General features: G+C 33.8%; 18 protein-coding genes. 3 read left to right on the plus strand and 15 right to left on the minus strand.

Annotated features, from left to right (window positions below; all coding sequences use genetic code 11):
- Positions 1-40 precede the first annotated feature (40 nt).
- Positions 41-556 carry a thiol peroxidase gene (gene tpx, locus ACY0M5_RS12600; RefSeq protein WP_156195708.1) on the minus strand — a complete coding sequence of 172 codons (516 nt, stop codon included), beginning with the start codon at positions 554-556 and terminating at the stop codon, positions 41-43.
- 114 nt (positions 557-670) lie between these two features.
- Positions 671-3,172, minus strand: coding sequence for an ATP-dependent Clp protease ATP-binding subunit (locus ACY0M5_RS12605; protein WP_461629380.1), 2,502 nt, complete (start codon positions 3,170-3,172; stop codon positions 671-673).
- Positions 3,173-3,475: 303 nt separating this feature from the next.
- Between ACY0M5_RS12605 and gyrA the strand changes: the two genes are divergently transcribed.
- Both gyrA and ACY0M5_RS12615 read left to right on the plus strand, forming a co-directional pair.
- Entirely contained in the window at positions 3,476-5,968 is a 2,493-nt protein-coding gene (gyrA, locus tag ACY0M5_RS12610) for a DNA gyrase subunit A (protein ID WP_124991668.1), read from the plus strand.
- 100 nt (positions 5,969-6,068) lie between these two features.
- Positions 6,069-7,238, plus strand: coding sequence for a tetratricopeptide repeat protein (locus tag ACY0M5_RS12615; protein WP_124991669.1), 1,170 nt, complete (start codon positions 6,069-6,071; stop codon positions 7,236-7,238).
- Between the two features lie 132 nt (positions 7,239-7,370).
- Here ACY0M5_RS12615 and ACY0M5_RS12620 read toward each other — a convergent pair whose 3' ends face one another.
- From ACY0M5_RS12620 to ACY0M5_RS12635, 4 genes are all read right to left on the minus strand, one after another.
- A complete protein-coding gene (locus tag ACY0M5_RS12620; protein ID WP_461629381.1) occupies positions 7,371-9,083 on the minus strand; it encodes a response regulator in 1,713 nt (570 codons plus the stop codon).
- Positions 9,084-9,090: 7 nt separating this feature from the next.
- Positions 9,091-10,149 (minus strand): FIST signal transduction protein, encoded by a 1,059-nt coding sequence (locus ACY0M5_RS12625; RefSeq protein ID WP_461629382.1) that lies wholly within the window; start codon positions 10,147-10,149, stop codon positions 9,091-9,093.
- Positions 10,150-10,360: 211 nt separating this feature from the next.
- Positions 10,361-11,527, minus strand: coding sequence for an adenylate kinase (locus ACY0M5_RS12630; protein WP_101309572.1), 1,167 nt, complete (start codon positions 11,525-11,527; stop codon positions 10,361-10,363).
- Positions 11,528-11,621: 94 nt separating this feature from the next.
- Positions 11,622-11,996 (minus strand): DUF7670 domain-containing protein, encoded by a 375-nt coding sequence (locus ACY0M5_RS12635; protein ID WP_442358281.1) that lies wholly within the window; start codon positions 11,994-11,996, stop codon positions 11,622-11,624.
- A 222-nt stretch (positions 11,997-12,218) separates the two neighbouring features.
- Here ACY0M5_RS12635 and ACY0M5_RS12640 point away from each other — a divergent pair, with 222 nt between their 5' ends.
- Positions 12,219-12,620, plus strand: coding sequence for a hypothetical protein (locus ACY0M5_RS12640; protein WP_461629383.1), 402 nt, complete (start codon positions 12,219-12,221; stop codon positions 12,618-12,620).
- A 42-nt stretch (positions 12,621-12,662) separates the two neighbouring features.
- Here ACY0M5_RS12640 and ACY0M5_RS12645 read toward each other — a convergent pair whose 3' ends face one another.
- The 9 genes from ACY0M5_RS12645 to cobU form a co-directional block, all read right to left on the minus strand.
- Entirely contained in the window at positions 12,663-13,268 is a 606-nt protein-coding gene (locus ACY0M5_RS12645; RefSeq protein WP_124991673.1) for a trimeric intracellular cation channel family protein, read from the minus strand.
- A gap of 105 nt (positions 13,269-13,373) precedes the next feature.
- Positions 13,374-15,632 carry an NADP-dependent malic enzyme gene (locus ACY0M5_RS12650; RefSeq protein ID WP_461629384.1) on the minus strand — a complete coding sequence of 753 codons (2,259 nt, stop codon included), beginning with the start codon at positions 15,630-15,632 and terminating at the stop codon, positions 13,374-13,376.
- A 367-nt stretch (positions 15,633-15,999) separates the two neighbouring features.
- A complete protein-coding gene (locus tag ACY0M5_RS12655) occupies positions 16,000-16,731 on the minus strand; it encodes a tetratricopeptide repeat protein (protein ID WP_461629385.1) in 732 nt (243 codons plus the stop codon).
- Positions 16,732-16,857: 126 nt separating this feature from the next.
- Positions 16,858-17,700, minus strand: coding sequence for a glucosaminidase domain-containing protein (locus ACY0M5_RS12660; RefSeq protein ID WP_461629386.1), 843 nt, complete (start codon positions 17,698-17,700; stop codon positions 16,858-16,860).
- A gap of 190 nt (positions 17,701-17,890) precedes the next feature.
- Complete coding sequence (cobC, locus tag ACY0M5_RS12665; RefSeq protein ID WP_461629387.1) at positions 17,891-18,427, minus strand: alpha-ribazole phosphatase; 537 nt, start codon at positions 18,425-18,427, stop codon at positions 17,891-17,893.
- Between the two features lies 1 nt (position 18,428).
- On the minus strand, positions 18,429-19,190 hold the full coding sequence (locus ACY0M5_RS12670) for an adenosylcobinamide-GDP ribazoletransferase (protein WP_461629388.1): 762 nt from the start codon (positions 19,188-19,190) through the stop codon (positions 18,429-18,431).
- A complete protein-coding gene (gene cobT / locus ACY0M5_RS12675) occupies positions 19,191-20,240 on the minus strand; it encodes a nicotinate-nucleotide--dimethylbenzimidazole phosphoribosyltransferase (RefSeq protein WP_461629389.1) in 1,050 nt (349 codons plus the stop codon).
- A 40-nt stretch (positions 20,241-20,280) separates the two neighbouring features.
- The gene (gene cobT / locus ACY0M5_RS12680; RefSeq protein WP_461629390.1) at positions 20,281-21,333 is read right to left on the minus strand and encodes a nicotinate-nucleotide--dimethylbenzimidazole phosphoribosyltransferase; all 1,053 of its coding nucleotides are present in this window, start codon (positions 21,331-21,333) and stop codon (positions 20,281-20,283) included.
- A gap of 136 nt (positions 21,334-21,469) precedes the next feature.
- Positions 21,470-21,982 (minus strand): bifunctional adenosylcobinamide kinase/adenosylcobinamide-phosphate guanylyltransferase, encoded by a 513-nt coding sequence (gene cobU, locus ACY0M5_RS12685; RefSeq protein WP_461629391.1) that lies wholly within the window; start codon positions 21,980-21,982, stop codon positions 21,470-21,472.
- Positions 21,983-22,017: the final 35 nt, after the last annotated feature.

Here is a 22,017-nt window from a genome sequence, read left to right on the forward strand (position 1 = left end):
AGCTCCATAAAGGAGCTTTTTTAATTAATTACTGTAAATGTTAAACCAATGCTTTAGCAACTTTTAATGCTGCTTCATAGTTAGGTTCTTCAGTCATTTCTGCTACATATTCTACGTATTTTACTTTGTTGTTTTTATCAACAACGACAATGCCACGCGCAAGAAGGCGTAATTCCTCTACAACAAAACCATATTTTAATCCAAAGTCAAGTTCTTTGTGATCCGAAAGCGTTACTAAATTTGTAATCCCTTCAGCGCCACAGAAACGACCTAATGCAAATGGTAAATCGTTGGATAAAGTAATGATTTGAATATTTTTATCAAGAGAAGCAGCTTCTTTATTGAATCGATGAGTTTGAGCTGAGCAAACGCCGGTATCAATTGATGGGAAAATAGAAAGAATCTTCACTTTTCCATCAAAATCGGATAGTTGAACAGGAGCAAGTTCTTGGTTAAGGGCTGTGAAATTACTTGCAGTCATTTCAGTTTTTACTTCATTTCCAAGGAGAGTCATTGGGTTTCCTGCAAATGCAACTTTTTTATTGTTCTTATTCATAATAATATTATATTTTGTCGTTTCAATCAAAGGTAATAATTGTTTTGAATTACTCTAAATAAAAATAGAACTGAAATATAAAAAATAAAGCCGGAAGATATTCCGGCTTTATTTCTATTCAACTTCTTTGTGTTGTTTCAGAATTTTGGTTGTTATTTTTTGTTTGGCTTTATCAAACCCAACAGAAATTGTATCACCTTCTGAAATATTTGCTCTAATAATGACTTCAGCCATTTCGTCCTCCAAATATTTTTGAATAGCACGTCTTAATGGACGAGCACCAAATTGGACATCATATCCTTTTTCAGCAATAAAGTCTTTGGCCGGAGCAGACAATTTAATGTTGTATCCCAAGTCATTAACTCTCTTATATAATCCATCAAGTTCGATATCGATAATTTTATGGATATCTTTTTGCGTTAGAGAATTAAACATGATCAAATCATCAATTCTATTTAGAAATTCAGGTGCAAATGCTTTTTTCAGTGCTTTCTGTATAATATTACTAGTGTAATCATTAGCATCAGTTCCTCCGGATTGGAAGCCGATTCCTTTTCCAAAATCTTTTAATTCTCTACTTCCTATATTGGAAGTCATTATGATAATACTATTTTTAAAATCAACCTTACGGCCTAAACTATCAGTCAATTGGCCATCATCCAGCACTTGTAACAGTATATTGAATACATCCGGATGAGCTTTTTCTATCTCATCTAAAAGTACTACAGAGTAGGGTTTACGTCTAACTTTTTCAGTCAATTGCCCACCTTCTTCATATCCTACATATCCCGGAGGAGCTCCAACTAATCTTGATACGGCAAACTTCTCCATATATTCGCTCATATCAATCCGTATCAGTGAGTCGTTGCTATCAAACAAATAATTTGATAAAACTTTGGCTAGTTGCGTTTTCCCAACTCCAGTTGGTCCAAGGAATATAAATGTACCAATTGGTTTGTTTGGATCTTTTAAGCCGGCTCTATTTCTTTGAATTGCTTTAACTACTTTACTAATGGCATCTTCTTGTCCAATGACCCTTCCTTGAAGTTCGCTAGCCATTTTAACGAGTCGTGAGCCTTCTGCCTGAGCGATTCTTTTTACGGGAACGCCAGTCATCATAGCTACTACTTCCGCGATATCATCTTCTGAGACCTTTTCTTTTTTAAGGCTAAGTTCTTGTTCCCATTTGTCTTTTTCCCGCTCTAAATCTTCCGAGTAGCTTTTTTCTTTATCTCTGAAGCTGGCTGCCAGTTCAAATTTCTGAGCCTTAACAGCTTTAATTTTATTTTGACGGGTTTCCTCAATTTTTTTCTCAAGTTCCTCGATGATCACAGGCACATGAATATTTGATATGTGAACACGCGAACCGGATTCGTCAAGAGCATCAATTGCTTTATCAGGAAGATGTCTGTCGCTTATGTATCTGGACGTTAGCTTTACACAAGCTTCAATTGCTTCTTTTGTATAGAAAACATTATGATGGTCTTCGTACCGTTCTTTGATATTATTTAGGATTTCTATTGTTTCTTCAGGAGAAGTTGGCTCAACCATAACTTTCTGAAAGCGTCTTTCTAAAGCACCATCTTTTTCAATGTTTTGACGATACTCATCAAGAGTTGTAGCACCAATGCATTGAATTTCACCTCTAGCCAAGGCAGGTTTAAGCATATTTGCAGCATCAAGCGATCCGGTAGCACCGCCAGCTCCTACAATTGTGTGGATTTCATCAATAAAAAGAATAATATCATTCGTTTTTGAGAGCTCATTTAAAATTGCTTTCATACGCTCTTCGAACTGACCCCGGTATTTTGTTCCTGCAACAATTGATGCCAAATCAAGAGAGACAACCCTTTTTCCAAATAAAACCCGCGATACCTTTTTTTGAATAATTCTTAATGCAAGTCCTTCAGCGATAGCTGATTTTCCAACGCCTGGTTCCCCGATTAAAATAGGATTGTTCTTTTTTCTACGGCTTAGAATTTGCGCAAGTCTTTCAATTTCAATTTCTCTTCCAACAATTGGATCCAGTGTACCTTCTTCTGCTGATTTTGTGATGTCAATACCAAAATTATCCAGTACAGGAGTTTCAGATTTTCCTCTGGCAGTTGTTCTTTTGGATTCTCCACCAAATTGCCCACTTTTTCCTTCACTGTCTTCTGGTGTATAGTCAGCCTGAGCTTTTGGGAAGAGTGTTTTTAAATTCTCTTTCACCCTATTGTAATCAATAGTATTGTCTTCTAGGGCTTGAGTCACCAAACTTTTTTCATCTTTTAAAATGGCTAAAAGAAGGTGGCTTGTATCTATAGTGTTGTTTTTTAATGCCTTAGCTTCAAGATATATTAATTTAAGAACACGTTCTGCTGACCTTTGCAGAGGAATATTATTTTGATCCAAGTCAGAAACAGTATCTGATTTTAGATTTTTCTCTATGTTTTTTCGAATATCGTAAAGGTCAACTCCTAAAGAAATTAGAATGTCGACAGCAATACCTTCACCTTCACGAAGAATCCCTAAAAACAAATGTTCTGTTCCAATAGCATTGTTTCCAAGCCTTTCAGCTTCCTCTTTGCTATAAGAAAGTACATCTTTAATACGAGGTGAAAATTTAGAATCCATATAGTAGGTTTTTTAAATTTTTTAACAATTTAATGGTAAATCAATCGGAAAATAGATTCCGGTTATTTTAATGCAACATTAAAATAACGAAAAATAATTAGATACAAGCCTAAATGGGCCATCAATTTTTTACACTAATTATATCTTAAGAATGAATTAATCTAATAATCAAGCTGTAATGCTTAATTGAGTAAATATTTATCTTAATCCATGTGTAAATAACGCTTCCATTGTTACGCAAAATCTACATATTTTGTTACTTTTGTTATTCCGATAAATGTTTAGAATTTTAAAAGAAATATAATGACTACGGGAGAGAGAATTATACGTATTAATATAGAAGAGGAAATGAAATCTGCCTACATTGATTATTCAATGTCGGTGATTGTTTCCAGAGCTTTGCCAGATGTTAGGGATGGATTAAAACCTGTTCATCGAAGAGTGTTATTTGGAATGGGTGAGTTGGGAATGACTTCAACGAAACCTTATAAGAAATCAGCTAGAATTGTTGGAGAAGTATTAGGTAAGTATCATCCGCACGGTGATAGTTCTGTGTACATGACAATGGTTCGTATGGCTCAGCACTGGTCTTTGCGTTATCCTCTCATTGATGGTCAGGGAAATTTTGGTTCTGTTGATGGAGATAGCCCTGCAGCTATGCGTTACACTGAGGCAAGAATGAAAAAAATTGCTGAAGAAATCTTAGCGGATCTTGAAAAAGATACAGTTGATATGATTCCCAATTTTGATGAATCATTGAAGGAGCCAACTGTTCTTCCAACCCGTATTCCAAATCTTTTGGTGAATGGTGCTTCGGGTATTGCTGTAGGTATGGCCACAAACATGGCGCCACACAACCTATCTGATGTTATAGATGCTATTATTGCATACATTGAGAACAATGATGTTTCGATGGACGACTTAATTAGTATTGTAAAGGCACCTGATTTTCCTACCGGTGGTACAATTTACGGTTATCAAGGGGTTCGAGATGCTTTTGAGACGGGTAGAGGGCGTGTTGTTGTTCGTTCTAAAACGATTATAGAAACGACTGATACTGGTCGTGAAAAGATAATTGTAACAGAGATTCCTTACATGGTTAATAAGGCTGAGCTGATAATGAAAGCTGCAGACCTGATTAATGATAAAAAAATCGAAGGGATTTCAAATGTAAATGATGAATCAGACCGTAACGGTATGCGCATCGTTTTCGATCTTAAGAGAGATGCAATTGCAAATGTTGTTTTAAACAAATTGTTTAAATACACTCAAATGATGACCTCATTCAGCGTAAATAATATTGCGTTGGTTAAAGGGCGTCCAAAGATGCTGAATCTTAAGGATTTGATCATGTATTTTGTTGAACACAGACATGATGTTGTTGTTCGAAGAACCCAATTTGAATTAAAGCAGGCTGAAGCTAAAGCGCACATCTTAAAAGGTTTGATTATAGCATTAGATCATATTGATCAGGTTATTGCCTTAATAAGAGGCTCCAAAACACCAGAAGAGGCAAAATTAGGCTTAATGTCTAATTTTGAATTGGATGAACTTCAAGCTAAAGCTATTCTGGATATGCGTTTGCAGAAACTTACCGGTCTTGAGAGAGATAAGCTGCATGCAGAATATGAAGAATTGATGAAGTTAATTGATTATCTGAACTCAATTCTCAATGATGAATCCATTCGAATGGGTATCATTAAGGATGAACTTATAGATGTAAAAGCGAGGTATGGTGACGAAAGAAGAACAGATATCGTCTATTCTTCAGAAGAGTTCAATCCTGAAGATTTTTATGCCGATGAAGAAATGGTTATTACTATTTCAAGAATGGGATATATTAAACGTACTCCTCTTTCTGAATTTAAAACACAAAATAGAGGTGGAGTAGGTTCTAAAGGAAGCATAACAAGAGAGGAGGATTTCTTAGAGCATATGATTATGGCGACAATGCATAATACTATGTTGTTTTTTACCGAAAAAGGAAAATGTTTTTGGTTGAAAGTTTATGAAATTCCTGAAGGAACTAAGCAATCCAAAGGCAGAGCAATTCAAAATTTATTAAATATAGAACAAGATGATAAAGTAAAAGCTTATATCAATGTTCTTAATTTAAATGAAGAAGAATATATAAATAATAATAACATTGTTCTTTGTACCAAGAAAGGGGTTATTAAGAAAACTTCATTAGAAGCATATTCCCGACCTCGAGTTAACGGAGTAAACGCAATAACCGTTCGCGAAGGAGATCAATTATTAGAGGCAAAACTGACTAATGGCAATAATGAAATTTTAATTGCCGGACGTTCCGGTAAAGCAATTAGATTTGCCGAAAGTCAAGTTCGCCCAATGGGTCGAACAGCTTCAGGAGTGCGTGGAATCACATTGAAAGATGAGACCGACGAAGTTGTTGGCATGATATGTGTCGAGAATGGAGAAGAGGATATTCTTGTTGTTTCTGAAAATGGTTTTGGAAAACGTTCTAAGATTGATGATTACCGAATTACCAATAGAGGTGGTAAAGGGGTTAAAACCATTAGTATTACTGAGAAAACAGGTGATTTAATTGCCATTAAGAATGTTACAGATAATGAGGATTTAATGATCATTAATAAATCTGGAATAACAATTAGAATGGCTGTTTCTGATTTAAGAGTTATGGGGCGTGCTACCCAGGGTGTTCGTTTGATTAACTTGAGTAAGAAAAACGATTCTATTGCTGCGGTTGCTAAAGTAAACTCTTCAGATGAAGTTTCAGAATTAGATATTGAGGAATCAACTCAAGAAGAGGTGTAAAATAGATACTTAGACTAAATATAAAGAAAACAATCTTGTTCATGGTATAGAATAAAAATATATTTTTGTTCGAAATTGTTATTAAAACTAAACATTGATTATGAGAAAATTATCATTCATTCTAGTTATGCTTATGTGTGTTGCAAGTGTAAGTGCACAGAAAAGCAAAGTGACTGGAGCCCAGAATTATCTTACTTCTGGTAAGTTGGATAAAGCAAAAGAAGCTATTGATGAAGGGATTCAGGACGAAAAATGTGTGGCATATGCTAAAGCATATCTTGTAAAAGGAAAAGTGTATCAAGGAATTTTTGAAAGTCCTCTTCCTGCGTACAAGAAATTGGCAGAAAAACCGCTTGATATTGCTTTCGATGCTTATATGAAGGCTCTTGAGTTAGATGAAAAAGGGAAAATGGAAAAGCCTGTTAAAGCGCAGATGACAAACATGATTCCTGATTACACAAACGAAGCTGTTAATTTATATAATGCGGGAGATTTTCCTGGCGCTTTAGCTGCTTTTGAGCGTGTATTGGAAATTGAGGGAATGGATATGTTTAAAGAAAACGCTACGATTGATACTGCTGTCATTTTTAATGCAGGTATGACTGCTCAAAAGGCAGATCAATTAGATAAAGCAGCAAAATATTACAAGCAATCTATTGAATACAACTATGGTGGAGCTAAAACCTATGCTAATTTGTCCAAAGTTTTAACCGATTCTGGAAATAAAGAAGAAGGAGTTAAATATCTTCATAAAGGATTCGAGCTATATCCTAATGATTCATGGATGTTGGTTGAGTTGATCAACCATTATATGTTAGGTGGAGAACCTCAAAAAGCCGCTGATTATTTAGATAAAGCGATTGAGTTGGATCCAACTAATGCTTCTTTTTACCGTGCAAAAGGTACTTTGTACGAAAAGACTGAAGAATTTGCTAAGGCTGAAGAGATGTATACTAAAGCTTTAAGCATGGATCCAAATGATTTTACTTCTCAGTATAATCTTGGCTTACTAAAACTTAATGCAGCTATTCAGAAACATAAGGTCGCCAATGAAATAATGGATGCTAAAAAGTATAACGAGGCAATTAAGGCTGTTTATGCCGAGTACGAAGCTGTGATTCCTTATTTCGAAAAGGTTCTTGAAATGCAGCCTGATGAGAAAAATTCAATGATTACTTTGAAAGAATTGTATTTCAAACTGAGAAATGAAAACGAAGTTTACCTAGAAAAATACAATAAGATTAAAGATAAGTTGGATGGTATGGAGTAAATAAAATATGTTAGAAATAAAGGGAAGTTTAGGCTTCCCTTTATTATATTTGCATTGTTTTACATAATATGAATTATAGGACAAAATGGAGTTTTCAAAAGTTACACTACAAAACGCAATGAATTATTGCATTTAAAGAAACTTCTGTAAGACTTCCATTAGTTTATGAGGATCAATAGGTTTTGTAATAAATTCATTGGCACCAGCTTTAAAACACTCTTCCTTTTCATTATTAAATGTAAATGCTGTTTGCACTATAACCGGGATTCTATTATTGATGGCTTTAATTTGTTTTATTGCATCCAATCCACCAATCTCAGGCATCCTCATATCCATTAATACCAAGTCAATTTGCGGATCATTTGCCTGACATATTTCGATGGCATCTCTGCCATTACGAGCCCAGATTACATTTGCATCAGTTAATTCAATTATTGCATTTAAGTAATTGAAATTAGATTTAACATCTTCTGCAATTAAAATATTACGATTGGTATAATCTATTGATTTTACCCCTGAACCTTCAATTCTGCACTCAAACTTATCTGAAGATTCTCTTAATAGTTTAAGATTTGACTGCCCCAAATTATGTACTTTAAAATAAAAATTGGAACCGATTTCAATTTTAGAATCAAACCAAATTTCCCCCTCTAAAAGCTGTACCATTTTTTTACAAAGAGTTAATCCGATGCCTGAACCTTCAAATTTTCTGGTGGAACTGCTTTCTCCTTGTCTAAATAAATCGAATATAACATGTTGATTTTCAGAAGAAATACCAATGCCCGTATCTTTTATGTAAAAAATTGGGTTAGTTTTGTCTTCTATGAAATACCCTATTTCAATAATTCCTTTTGTTGTGAATTTAATTGCGTTATCAATAAGATTTTCAAGTATTTGAACTATTTTGTTTTTGTCTGAATTAATAGAAAATTCTTCACTGTTCTTTGGCAAAACAAGTCTTAATTCAAGACTTTTATTAAGTCTGTGACTTGTTTCAAAAACTTTATACAAGTCAGTTATGATTGGATTTAGAACAAAATTTTCTTTTTGAATTGCCAATTGGTTTGTTTCCATTTTGGAAACATCAATCAAGTTATTTATAAGTTTTAAAAGTTTTTTGCCATTATCTGAAATGTGATTAATGAAACCATCTCGTTGATTTTTATTTAGATTGTTATCTGATAGCAAGTTCGAAAATCCTACCATGGCATTTATAGGTGTTCGAATTTCATGGCTTATGTTAGAAAGAAAAGCTGATTTTAATTTTTCAGATTCTTCGGCTTCTTTTTTCGCTTTTTCAAGTTCTTTTTTTGTTTCTGTTATCGTTATTAAATCCTGCACCGATGTTGTGTGGGAAATACATGCTTGAATAGATACGGAAAATTTGTCTAAAATATTCTTTAATTTGGTTTGGTCGATTTGGCTCCAGATTCGTTTCTCAGAAGATGAATATAGCACCAGAAATCCGATCTCTCGCAATTGAAAAAAGGTTATTGCTCCTCCTTCTTTTACTTTAAAACCAATTTCATTACTAATTTTCTGAGTAAGAATACATGAAAATGAATTTTGGCTTGCAAAACAACGATCAATAAAATTAGAATTACATATTGAGCAATTCTCAAGTTTGATAATTGGATGAGAATAAACCGCTTTTAATCCATGTTCTTGCTCTGTAAATGAAATATAACTATTCCGAATCCAAACACCTCCAAACTCTATGTTTTTGATTGACATTAGTGTATCTAAAAACCTTCTGCAATTTTCCTTCAAATCTAATGACTGACCAATAGATAAGGATAATTCGTACAGAAATGAAATGTCTTTTATAATATCGTTAGTTTGCATTCTTATCTTAATATGAAAAACCTAAAACTATTGATTTATTTAATATTTCAGGATATCCTTCCCCACTTGAATATATCTCTCCAATTGAAAGAGCTCCTTCTAAATTAACTTTATTTTGTTTGGTTTTTATTTCTTCAGTTAAATTAGAGAGTTCCACATAGAAGTCGTCATTTAAATGATTTGCTCTTGAGATGCAATTGAAAATTAGTGCATCCGCTATTTTCAAGTCGGCATCGATACTTTGATAAACAAGATTCTGAGATACAGATTTAAAATTTTCTTTTTTCATTGTCATGAGGTCAATAACTGAATTTTCAGGAATGTTACCTACACATTGTAGATAACCTTCTTCAGAAACTCTCATTGGATCTCTAATTATATATTCACTATTTTCCTTATAGATTCCAAATGGATAATGAATTGCATTTGTCTCAAAATTCTCTTTGTTAATTTTAATATTTAGTACAGTTTTTAAAAATCGTTGATAAACGACAAATGCATTTTCCCAATTAAGCTCTTTAATAAAGTTTTTATCTGTTTTTGTGGCAATAAAGGGACCATAAAGCTTTGTCCAACCGTGCAATGAGCCTGTTGTAGCCTTATTTCTTGTTAGTGTAATGATTGTTCCTGTATTAAAAACGCCATCATTACTTATTAAAACACCTTCATTATGCTTTTTAGTTCGGCCAGCACCACCACCAAGAAATTTAACATCATTTCCTAAATGAGTATATAAGGATCTTAAGTGTTCTGAACTATCAGAAGATAAACCGGAAGTTAGAACATAAACCGTTGAAAAAATCACGTTGCTAAATTCAGAAATTTGCCGGCTAAAAGTTTTAGATGAATCAAAATAAATTGAAATGGCGTTATTGGGTAACCACTTGATTACGAATCCTGTGCTGGAAGTCTCGTTGTTGTGTATTATTTTAGGAAAAACACCACCAGTAAATCTTATCTTTTTACTATTCAGTGAATTGACTAATTCATTTAACGGGATTTTAGAATCTTCCCCAATAAGGATGAAGGCAAATGCATTGTTAGAAAACGTATTGGTTTCTAACAAATAAAGTATTTCGTTCAGACATGGATTTTCCAGATACATTACCTCTCTCCTCTTCGATTATATTCATTACAATTTTAGCGAATTTATGACTATTAACCGATTGCTTTTGATTAAAGATCAATAATGTCATGTCAAGGCTTTCAATTGTATTATTAGGAGAGAAATTAAAAAAAAACTGACTTTTTGAATGCAAAGCCAGTTTTCTATTAGGTTATCTAATTTTTTTGAATGATTTATTGACTACATCTGTGAGTCGTTTGAAAACATCTTCTTCACTTCCCAATCCATTTACAATTTCAAATTTATCCTGTTTGGAGTAGTAGTTACTCACTTTTATACTTCTTTTTTCAAATTGCTCTAGTCTGTGAATAATTATATCAGTATCATCATAAAGTCTTTTTCCTTCTGTTTTTCCTCTGTAGGTCAAACGTTTAATCGATTCTAGCGTAGAAACATCCAAATTAATTGAAGAAGTTACAACCGAGCCAAGTTTTCTTAACAGACCATCTAATATGTATGCTTGAACAATTGTTCGGGGAAACCCCTTAAAAATAAAACCATTGGCATCCGGATGTTTCCGAATTTGTCTTTCAATTAGTCGAATAGCAATTTCATCAGGAACAATATCTCCTTTTTCCATATATGTCTTTGCGCTTTGTCCCATTTCTGTGTCCTTTTTGATTTCCTGACGCATCAAATGTCCTGTTGAAATGTATTCGAGATTAAACTGTTCGGCTAATTTTCTTCCTTGAGTTCCTTTTCCTGATCCGGGAGGGCCTAATAAAACCAGGTTAATCCATGATTTTTGAAGGGTTTGGTCTACTACTGAGGTCAATCGTTCAAAAATCTGGTCAATACCACCCAACCCATCAATACCATGATATATTTCTTTCTCCTTGTAAAAATTTGCAACCGGAGCAGTTTTGGTATCATATTCTTTTAATCGAACACTAATTACTTCCTCGGTATCATCTGACCGATTCTCCTTTTTTGCACGATCCAGTAAACGATTGCGAAGTTGATCTGTGGGAACTTCTAAACTTAGCATACAGTCAAGTTTAGTATTCATTTTTAACAGCAAGCCTTCAAGAATATAGGCTTGTACAGTTGTTCTTGGAAATCCATCAAAAAGAAAACCATTTACCTCAGTATCGGTTTGAATACGTTCTTCCATGATTTGAACGATAATTTCATCGGGAACAAGTCCCCCCCTTTTTATTATGTCTTTAGCTTGCAGACCCAACTCGGTTCCTTCGGCAATCTCACCTCTTAGAATATCACCTGTTGATATATAGGCAAGATTGTATTTTTCGATAAGCATTTTTGATTGAGTTCCTTTACCTGCTCCAGGTGGGCCAAAAAGTGCAATATTTAACATGTACTGAAATTTAGATTTGTTACGGTTGTAATTGGTTTAAAAATAATAAAAATTTGATTTGATAAAAGAAATTATTCAAATGTTACTCTTCGAATTATTTAAGAAAAATCAGAAATGAGATTTTATGACTATTTAAATTTCTAAAAGTGCTGAGAGCCCAGCATAATAGATGTAATAATCCCAAAAAAAAGAAGGTTGGAAAAACAGGCCCGTTCCAAAAGGAATAATTGGCTATTGCAAAAAATATGTATCCCCAAATTAAAAGAAGGCTTCCTATAAATTCAAATTTCCAGACTACAATTAATCCCATTAGCATTATGACATTGGCTGAAAACAACTTGATTTCTTGTTCAGACATCAAATTTAAATCGGGAGAACCAATTTGGATTGCAAACCAAATAAAAAATAGGAATAAGAAAATTCCTAAAAAACGTGCAATCCAACGAAGTATGGTAACGAATAGTTTCAAGTTTTGTCCTTTTTACGATTTGGAAGATTTTTAAATATGCTTTTATCAAATATAGCCGAATTAATAGGTAATTGAAAATTACGGCACTAGAATAAATTAAAAAAGGATACTTGAGCATCAAACAGATGGTGTAGTTTGTTGAATATTAGTGGATTTAAATTGACATTCTTCTAGTAAAGCCTTATATTTTATTTATGGAATAATCCATTTAAATATATTGTTATGAAGGCTAATTATATATGTCCGAAGTGCAGAACTTATCTAAATGTTGGAGATAAAATTGTTATTTCGGCTAAAAATGAGAGAGGATATAAAGGGATTCTATTATTTAGTATTCATTTAGGAGATTATGAAATTAAAAAGCATTCCAATTTTGATATAGAGGAGAATGAAAGCCTCAGCATGTTTTGCCCTTGTTGTCATAAAAGTTTAAGACATCCAAAGGTACACAATAATATTTTCAAAATTTTAATGCAGGATGCTGAAGATCAGGAATATGAAATTCTATTCTCGGGTGTGTACGGAGAAAGATGTACCTATCAAATTAAGGAGGAAAAAGTTAGTTCCTTTGGAAAAGATGCTGGGAAATATCTCAATTTCACAAATCTAATTAACATGTCCTAGAAGAGTGACAAAATTATTAGTGAAAATAGGATCACTTGACTATTAGTATTTTAATACGGGCAGCGATATTTTAAAACGTATACAGATTATTCTTATAATTATAATACAGGCAATGGTAATGAATTGATTTAGAGCAGAGGCTATACCAAGAGAATTGAGAGCAATAAAAAGAATTCCTCCAACCAAACAAGCTACTGCATAAATCTCTTTTCTGAAAATTAACGGGATATCATTACAAAGAGTATCCCTAATAACACCTCCCATTACAGCAGAAAACAAACCCATTATTATGGATAGAAAGGGATGTATTCCCAAGTTTAGGGATTTTTCTATTCCTATGATGGTAAACACACCAATACCGATTGTATCAAACAAAAAGAGAGTTCGTTTTAAAGTCATGATGTGCTCTTTAAAAAGAAAAGTTAGCGCAACACCAATAGATATAACTATAAGGTAGTTAATGTCACTGATCCAGCCAACCGGGAAATTTCCCAAAATTACGTCGCGAAGTGTTCCTCCGCCTATTGCAGTAATGAATCCAATAAAGTAAGCGCCAAAAAGGTCGAGCTTTTTATTTGCCGCAGACAATGTGCCGCTGATAGCAAATACAAGAGTTCCTAATAAATCAAATCCGTATAAGATCGTCATAGTCATATTTATAATATCGCACAAAAATCAATAAAATAATTGAATAGAGAAAAAAAGGATGAGATTTTATTAAATCTCATCCTTATCTACTAAATATCCTAATTGTTACGATTGAGCATCAACAACAGCAATGGCTGTCATATTAATAATTTCACGAACCGAACAACCCATTGGAATAATGTGGAATGGTTTTGCTGTTCCTAATAAAATTGGCCCAATATTTTCTGATCCATCTAAATCCTTCATTAATTTATAGGCAATATTTCCGGAACTTAGATTTGGAAATATTATGGTATTTACATCTTTCCCTTTAATTTTAGTAAAGCCAAATGTCTGATCTCTTAAATTCTTATCAAGAGCAAAGTTCAATTGCATTTCTCCATCTATCAATAAATCAGGATTATTTGTGTGTAATTTTGAAATTGCTTTATTAACTTTTACAGGACTTCCCTTTCTCACTGATCCAAAATTAGAGTAGGACACCATAGCCATTACCGGTTCGATATTAAAAGTTTTTAAGGCTCGGGCAGTACTCAATGTAGTGTCAACCAACGAATCTGATGTGGGTTCCGCATTAACAGTGGTATCTGCAAAAAACAGAGGCCCTTTTTTCGTCATGATGATATTCATGCCAACTAAAGTTTTCATACCTTCTTCTATACCAATTACTTTACTTGCTACTTTTAGAGCTTCAAAATAGCGTGTAGCATATCCGGAGATAAAAGCGTCAGCATCACCATTTTCAACCATCATTGCTCCAAAATAGTTGCGGTCGAACATTTTTTCAACAGCTTCTTTAAGAGTTAAACCTTTACGACCTCGTTTTTCACACAAAACATTTGCGTAATGGTTCCTTCTTCCTGCTTCTGCTTGAGAACGGATATCGATAATTTCAGCCCCGTTGAGATCCAATTCATTTTCCAACACAATTCTTTGAATGTTTTCAGGGTTACCTAAAATAATAGGCTTTGCAATTCCATCGTGAAGAACAATTTGTGCTGCTTTTAAAACATTAAAATTATTTCCTTCAGCAAAAACCACACGTTTTGGGTTGCATTTTGCTTTGTCGAAGATTGTTCTTATTAATTCATTTTCAGTTCCTAAGCGTTGTTTTAATTCTTCGGAATAAGCATCCCAATCAGTAATTATTTTTCGGGCGACACCCGATTCTACTGCTGCTTTAGCAACCGCAACTGCTACACTTGAGACCAAACGTGGATCCATAGCTTTGGGGATAATATAATGACGACCAAATATGATATTTGATTCATTATAAGCGGCATGTACAGATTCCGGCACAGGTTCTTTTGCCAGTTTTGCAATGGCATGAACCGATGCTATTTTCATTTCTTCATTAATTGTACTTGCCCGAACATCCAGAGCACCTCTAAAAATGTAAGGAAATCCCAATACATTATTAATTTGGTTTGGATAATCTGAGCGCCCCGTTGCTACAATTACACCTTCTTTGGATTCAATAGCTTCATTGTAGTCAATTTCAGGATCAGGATTTGCCAGAGCAAATACAACAGGTTTATCAGCCATGGAACTTACCATTTTCTTATTTACGATTCCTCCAATAGATAATCCTAAAAATACATCAGCACCAACCAACGCCTGTTCCAATGTGTCAATATTGCGTTCGGTTATGAATTGTTTTTTCTGACTGTTTAAATCGGTTCTTTTTTTATTTACCACCCCACGACTATCACACATAATTATATTATCCGGTTTAACACCAAGAGAAATATATAATTTTGTACATGAAACAGCGGCAGCACCTGCTCCATTAACAACAACAGAAATATCTTCAATTTTCTTTCCATTAATTTCCAAAGCATTTAATAAACCTGCTGCTGAAATAATAGCCGTTCCATGTTGATCATCGTGCATAACAGGAATATCCAACTCATCCTTTAAGCGTTGTTCAATTTCGAAGCATTCAGGAGCTTTGATATCCTCAAGATTTATTCCGCCAAAAGTTGGAGCAATCGCTTTAACAGTTTCAACGAATTTATCCACATCTGTTGCATCTACTTCAATATCGAATACGTCAATATCTGCAAATATTTTGAATAATAAACCTTTTCCTTCCATTACGGGTTTACCTGCCAATGCACCAATATTTCCTAATCCCAAAACAGCTGTTCCGTTAGAAATTACTGCGACTAAGTTACCTTTTGCAGTGTATTTGTAAGAATTCTCAGGATCTTTCTCTATTTCCAGACATGGCTCTGCAACCCCGGGACTGTAGGCTAAAGCTAAATCTCGTTGAGTTCTATAAGGTTTTGTAGGAATCACTTCAATTTTACCGGGGCGACCTTCTGAGTGATATTTTAAAGCATCTGTGTGTTTTTTTGACATTATCCTTAGTGTTTTGTTAAAATATTGAATCAATAGTTTATTATTGTTGTTAGCTACAAAGATGGGAATTATTGTATCGGATTAATGTGCGAAACGTCTCAAAATAATTATGAAATCAGTATTTGACTGGGACTCTACCGATTAGGAAAAATGACAAATAAAGGAATATTTCTAGATTTATATAGTCAGATTGTTACATATGGAATTGAAGTTGATTTACTTCTTAACTATTCTGCTTTTGATTTTTTTTAAGAATATTTCCACTGAGCTTTTCTAATGAAGCAATGAAATATTAGATTCGAAGGCAAATAAAAAGGGATACCCAAAAAAGGTATCCCTTTTTAATTATATTTTTTGGAAGAAATTACTATAACAAACCTTTGATAGTTGTAATTGTAGAAGTAACATCCTCTCTGGCAGGAGCTATAGCTTTTGCTTTGTTTAATTCAACAATAGCTTTTTGAAAGTAAGTTTTAGCTTTCGCAGATTCTGCTTTATAATTTTCAGGATCAGTATTTGCAGTAGGAGTTGCGGCCTGCATAATTTTAGCTCCTTTGTTATAGTACAAAGTACCTAAGCTAAACAATGCATCAACTTGTAATTTAGATTTTACGCTACCGGCTTTTTTGTACAAATCTTCTGCAACTTCAAATTTATCAGCCTTTTGAGCAGTTTGTCCTTCAAGTAGATAATGCTTTGCAAGTTCAGAAACTAGTTTAGAGTTTTTTGTTGGACAAGCTGCAATGCCTTTATTTAAAGTCACAATCATATCCTCATATTTTTTCTGGCTTTTTTGAGCTTTAGCTTTGTACAGATAAGCAGTTGATGTTTTGTATTTATTTTCAACTGATTGACCAAAATACTGTTCAGCTTTAGCATACTTTTTCAATTTAATTGCACAATACCCTAAATTAAACACCAATGCAGGATCTTTTTCTGTGTCTTCAGCCGCCAAATATTTTTCATAGTTTACAAGAGCTGTTTTATAATCTTTCGATTTCAGAGCGGTATTGCCATCATTTTTAAATTGAGCTGCTGATTGAGCAAACACGCCAACTGCACTAAAACAAATCGCAAGAATCAGAATAAATTTTTTCATACTAAATTACTTTTATGATTAATTATATAATTGATTTTCTTTTAAAACAAGCCTAAAAATAACGATTTCATATAAAAATCAAATAAAAATAATGGAAAAATATTATTCAATATTTTTTTATCATTTTTATATCGCCTGAGATAGTTTAATTACCTCTTCAACAAAATAATCGTTTTTAATGACATAAGAATCATATTTAGTTAAGTCGTTACTTTCGATTAATTGCTTAAGCTTGTCTGTATATACATCTCCTATTTCTGAATATTTATTAAGTAAAGGAATTAATTCAAATGGTTTCTCAGATATATATCTTTCTTGTCTAAATTCATCATAAGCATTCACTCTGGCGATTGTTTCAAAGTAATCGTTTACTGATTCTTCGATAGATGCATAACTTCTTACATAAATTCTTGTTGAATCTCTTCCTACGAGTGCCTGTATGCGGTTTTCGCCTGCATTATAAGACCATATACCAAAAACATTATTGCCTTCGTTAAAAAAGCGTGACGATCCCCAGCCTGACTCTAATGCTGCTTGTCCCAAAACGATACTTGCAGGATGTGGCTTCAGTCTTATTTTTAACTCCGGAATTTCAATACAATTGTAGGTTTCAAACAATTTGTAAAGAAAAAGACTATCTTTTTTCATCATTATCGGATGTGAAAGCAACCAATGTTCGATGTGTTCTACTCTTGTAATTTTTTGATATAAAGAGTATTGTGAAACTAATATAGATGGCAATAACATTTCTACAAACTTCATCTTTTTCTCATCAACAGGTAAACCTCTTAACGATACCACTTTAGTATAAATATAAGGGGTTACGCATGAGTCTAAAATTGCATGTACATCCTCGACATTCTCAATTACTGCAAATTGAGGAAGAATAGATATTTGAGTGAAGGTGCTGGATTTTTTGCAACTTACAAGAATAAATAAGCTAAGAATGGAAAGAATTACAACGCGCATTACTTGTTATTGTTATTTTAGGATTGCTAAAATAGCTATTTCTTTCTCAGAATTAGCTTTTAAACATTTTAAATAAGATAAATTCTATGAAACACGAGATTTAATATAAACTAAATAGACTTGTTTTGAAACAAAAAAATCAGAAACAAATTTGTCTCTGATTTTCATATATTCTGGTGCAATTGCTATTTTATTTTGAGATTGATATAATCGTCACCTCACCAAAATCTACTGCTGGCTCGTTAAATGAATCTTCTAATTTAATATCCTTTACTATAGCATTTATAGTGCGTATAACACCACCATGAGTGAAAACCGCTATTTTTTTACAGTCTTTTAGTTTGATTTCGTTCCAAAATTCAAGAACCCGATCGCGAAGCATTACAAATGATTCTCCATTAGAACATTTCCTATTTACAAAATCTTCCATCCAGGCTGGGAATAAAGGATCTTTAATTTCGTCCCAAACTTTTCCTTCCCAATCTCCAAAGTTCAATTCCATTAATCTTACATCCTCTACTACTTGTTCTCCAAAAATATCACTGGCTAACCTCTTGGCTCTTGATAACGGGCTTGATACAATAAGATCAAATTCAATATCTTTCAACTGTTCTTTTACAGCTGCCAAATCGTCCTTGTAACTTTCAGCTAAATCAACATCTTTTTGCCCATAGCAAATGCCTTTCTCAACATTTACTTTTGTATGTCTGATTAAATATATCTCCATCTCATAAAACTTGATTAATAATTACCATATAGGATAAATAAAATACGATTTCACAAACCTGCTGTGTTGCCCCAATGCAATCGCCGGTAAAACCTCCTATCCATTTATTAAAATATCTGCCTAATAAAACTTTACTCAAAAAAACAGGAATCAGAATAAGGAAAAACTTTATATTTCCCAATAATGCTAAAGGCAGAATACCTGTAATAATTGTGAAAATTAGATTTTTGGCAGATAGTTTTTGGGAATAATCTTTTGCTTTTGAATTTTCGGTTCGCGCATATTGGTGCGAATTTACCAAGGTAGCTGCAAACATTCTTGAAACAGAGTGGGCTGCAATTAAAATCAAGGGCAGTTGAGCCGCAGATATGGAATACTGACAAAAAAACTTTGTCATCACCAGGAAAACAATACCTGTAACTCCAAATGCTCCAATTAAGGAATCCTTCATAATTTCAAGGATCCGCTCACGTGTCCAGCCTCCACCAAATCCATCACAAACATCCATAAAACCATCCTCGTGTAATGCTCCTGTAAAAAGAACGGTGAATCCCATACTCAGCATTACCGATAAATTAAAAGGGAAAACCAAATTGGCAAGATAAAAAACCAAACCTGCCAGCCCACCAATAATTGCACCTGAAATGGGGAAATATTTGATAGCTTCATGTTGATATTCCTTCTCAAACCGAGCCCATTTGGGAAATGGAATTCTTGTAAAAAAAGATAAGCCTGTAAAAAATATGTTAATTTCTCTTCTCATCTATGCCTGTGAAATTTGATCGCTGTTACTTACGCCAGCATCTTCGAAACTAGCCATTTGGTTTAGGAAATTTACCGAAGATTCAATAATTGGATAAGCAACCGCAGCTCCTGTGCCCTCGCCCAAGCGCATTCCTAAATCGAGAATTGGCTCCGCTTTAAGATGCAGAAGCATGTGTTTGTGACCGTTCTCGTTCGATTTGTGTGTAAAAATACAATATTCCAGAACGTCAGAATTTATTTTTGATGCGGCTAAAAGTGCAGAACTAATAATAAAACCATCAACCAGAATCACCATTTTCAATTCAGCTGCTTTTAACATTGCTCCAGCAATCATGACAATTTCGAAACCACCGAAATGCGTTAGAATATTTTCAACATAATTATCGCCGTTATAATTAGCAACAGCATTTTTCAGTATTTCATATTTCTTTTTCAAACCTTCGTCATCCCATCCGGTACCACGGCCAACACATTCTTTTAAGTCGACTCCAGCTAAAATATGTAATAAAATAGCTGCCGACGAAGTGTTTCCAATTCCCATTTCACCAAAACCGATAATATTGGAGCCTTCCCGGTGCATTTTATCGCACAGATCTGCACCGCGCTTAATTGCTGTTTTAAATTGCTCCGCAGTCATTGCCGGTTCATTCAAATAGCTTTTTGTTCCGTAATCAACTTTTGCGTTAATAACTCCGGAGCTTTTGTCAAAATCGAAATTTACACCAGCATCAATAATCCGAATATCAATCCCATTCTGACGACCAAAAACATTAATTGCCGCACCACCACTAAGAAAATTAGCGACCATCTGCCAGGTAACTTCTTGCGGGTATGGACTAACACCATCAAGTGCAATTCCATGATCTGCGGCAAACACCATGATAGTCGGTTGTTTTAATTCCGGACTCAAAGTGTTTTGAATACATCCAATTTTTACGGCCAACTTTTCTAAAACACCTAACGATCCAATCGGTTTGGTTTTTAAATCAATTTTATTTTGAAGTTGTTCCTCTAACTCATTGTTAGGTTTACTTATATTGAAATTCATGGATTCGTTTTTTTAAAATGTAAAATTAAATATAAAACAATTAGCTGATTGTTTTTACCTCTTCTGATTCACTGACTCCAGCTTCCTGAAATGAAGCCATTTCATTAATAAATTGAACGGCACTTTTTACAATCGGATAACAAACCATGGCTCCTGTTCCTTCACCCAACCGCATGCCAATATCCAAAATTGGTTCAGCCTTTAAGTAATTTAGCATTTTAATATGAGCTTGCTCATTCGATTTATGGGCAAAAAGACAATATTCCAATACTTTAGGGTTGATTTTGGATGCAGCAAGCAATGCTGAAGTAATGATAAATCCATCAATTAACATAGTCATTTTTAATTCTGCAGCTCTCAACATGGCACCTGCAATCATAACCACTTCAAATCCGCCAAATTGAGCCAGTACATCAAGGGGATTATTACCACCATTGTATTTATGCAAGGCTTCATTCAATAATTCAAATTTTGATTTTACGCCATTATTATCCAATCCAGTTCCTCTTCCTACACACTCTTCCAGGCTAATATCAGCTAAAAGGCTAAGTATTAACGCCGCCGAGGATGTATTTCCGATGCCTTTTTCTCCAAAAGCAATAAAATTACATCCTTCTTCATGAATTCCTTCAATAATTTCGGCTCCACTCCTAAATCCTTCAAGACATTGATTTTTTGTCATTGCAGGGCTAAATCGAAAGTTCTTAGTTCCGTAAGCAATTTTTTTATTGATAATATTTAATGATGGATCAAAATCATGATCAATACCTGCGTCAACAACTTTAAAATTAATATTATGCTGACGGGAAAATACATTTATGGCAGCTCCTCCCTGCATGTAATTGTAAAGCATTTCATAGCTAACAGATTTAGGATAAAAACTTACACCATCATCTGCTATTCCATGATCCCCGGCAAATACAACTACTGCAGGATTCTTAATTTCCGGAGATAAACTTTCTTGAATTCTCCCTATTTGAAATGCAATCTTTTCAAGCATTCCAAGTGAACCAAGGGGTTTTGTTTTCCCATTGATTTTATTTAACAGCTCCTGATCCAAAGATGTGGATAAGGAGGATATCATAAATTCCATCACAATTATTTAAAGGTTTCGAATTTGATTATCGATTAATCATGGCTTTTAAAATACCAAGATCATAAATTATTATTTCCCTGTATTCCGAATTTGTCTTATTGTCTATTCCAAATCCAAAATAGTATCGGTTCTGTTATAAAGTATTTTTAATTTCAAGTGGTAAGCCAGATATAATTAAGGTAACACGGTCTGCTTTTTTTGCAATGTATTGATTAATGCTTCCTTGCAAATCATTGAACCTCATAGCCAATTTGTTTTCGGGATGTCCACCTAATCCCAATTCATTGGTAACGATTATCCAATCACAATTTTGGTCGAATAGTATTTCTAATTCCTGAATTGCTTCTTGCAAAGATTTTTTATCATCCTCTTCATTATCAAAAAAGAAGTTGTTAATCCACAAGGTGATGCAATCTAAAAGTACTACTTTCCCCGAAAAATCATGTCGACTCAAAAATTTCTCTTCTTCAATAGTAGTCCATTGATTTCCACGTCTGTTTTTGTGTATTTCAATTCTTTCACGATGTGCTTCGTCCCAAATTCGTGAGGTTGCCAGATAAACAGGCTGATTACTTAAGGATAGTGCCAGATCTTCAGCAAATAAACTTTTCCCGGAACGTTGTCCTCCTGTAATTAAATGAATCATTGCTAACTTCTTTTAGGATCAGTATCCTTAATTAA

This window comes from Labilibaculum euxinicum, from assembly GCF_963678175.1.
Taxonomy (GTDB): domain Bacteria; phylum Bacteroidota; class Bacteroidia; order Bacteroidales; family Marinifilaceae; genus Labilibaculum; species Labilibaculum euxinus.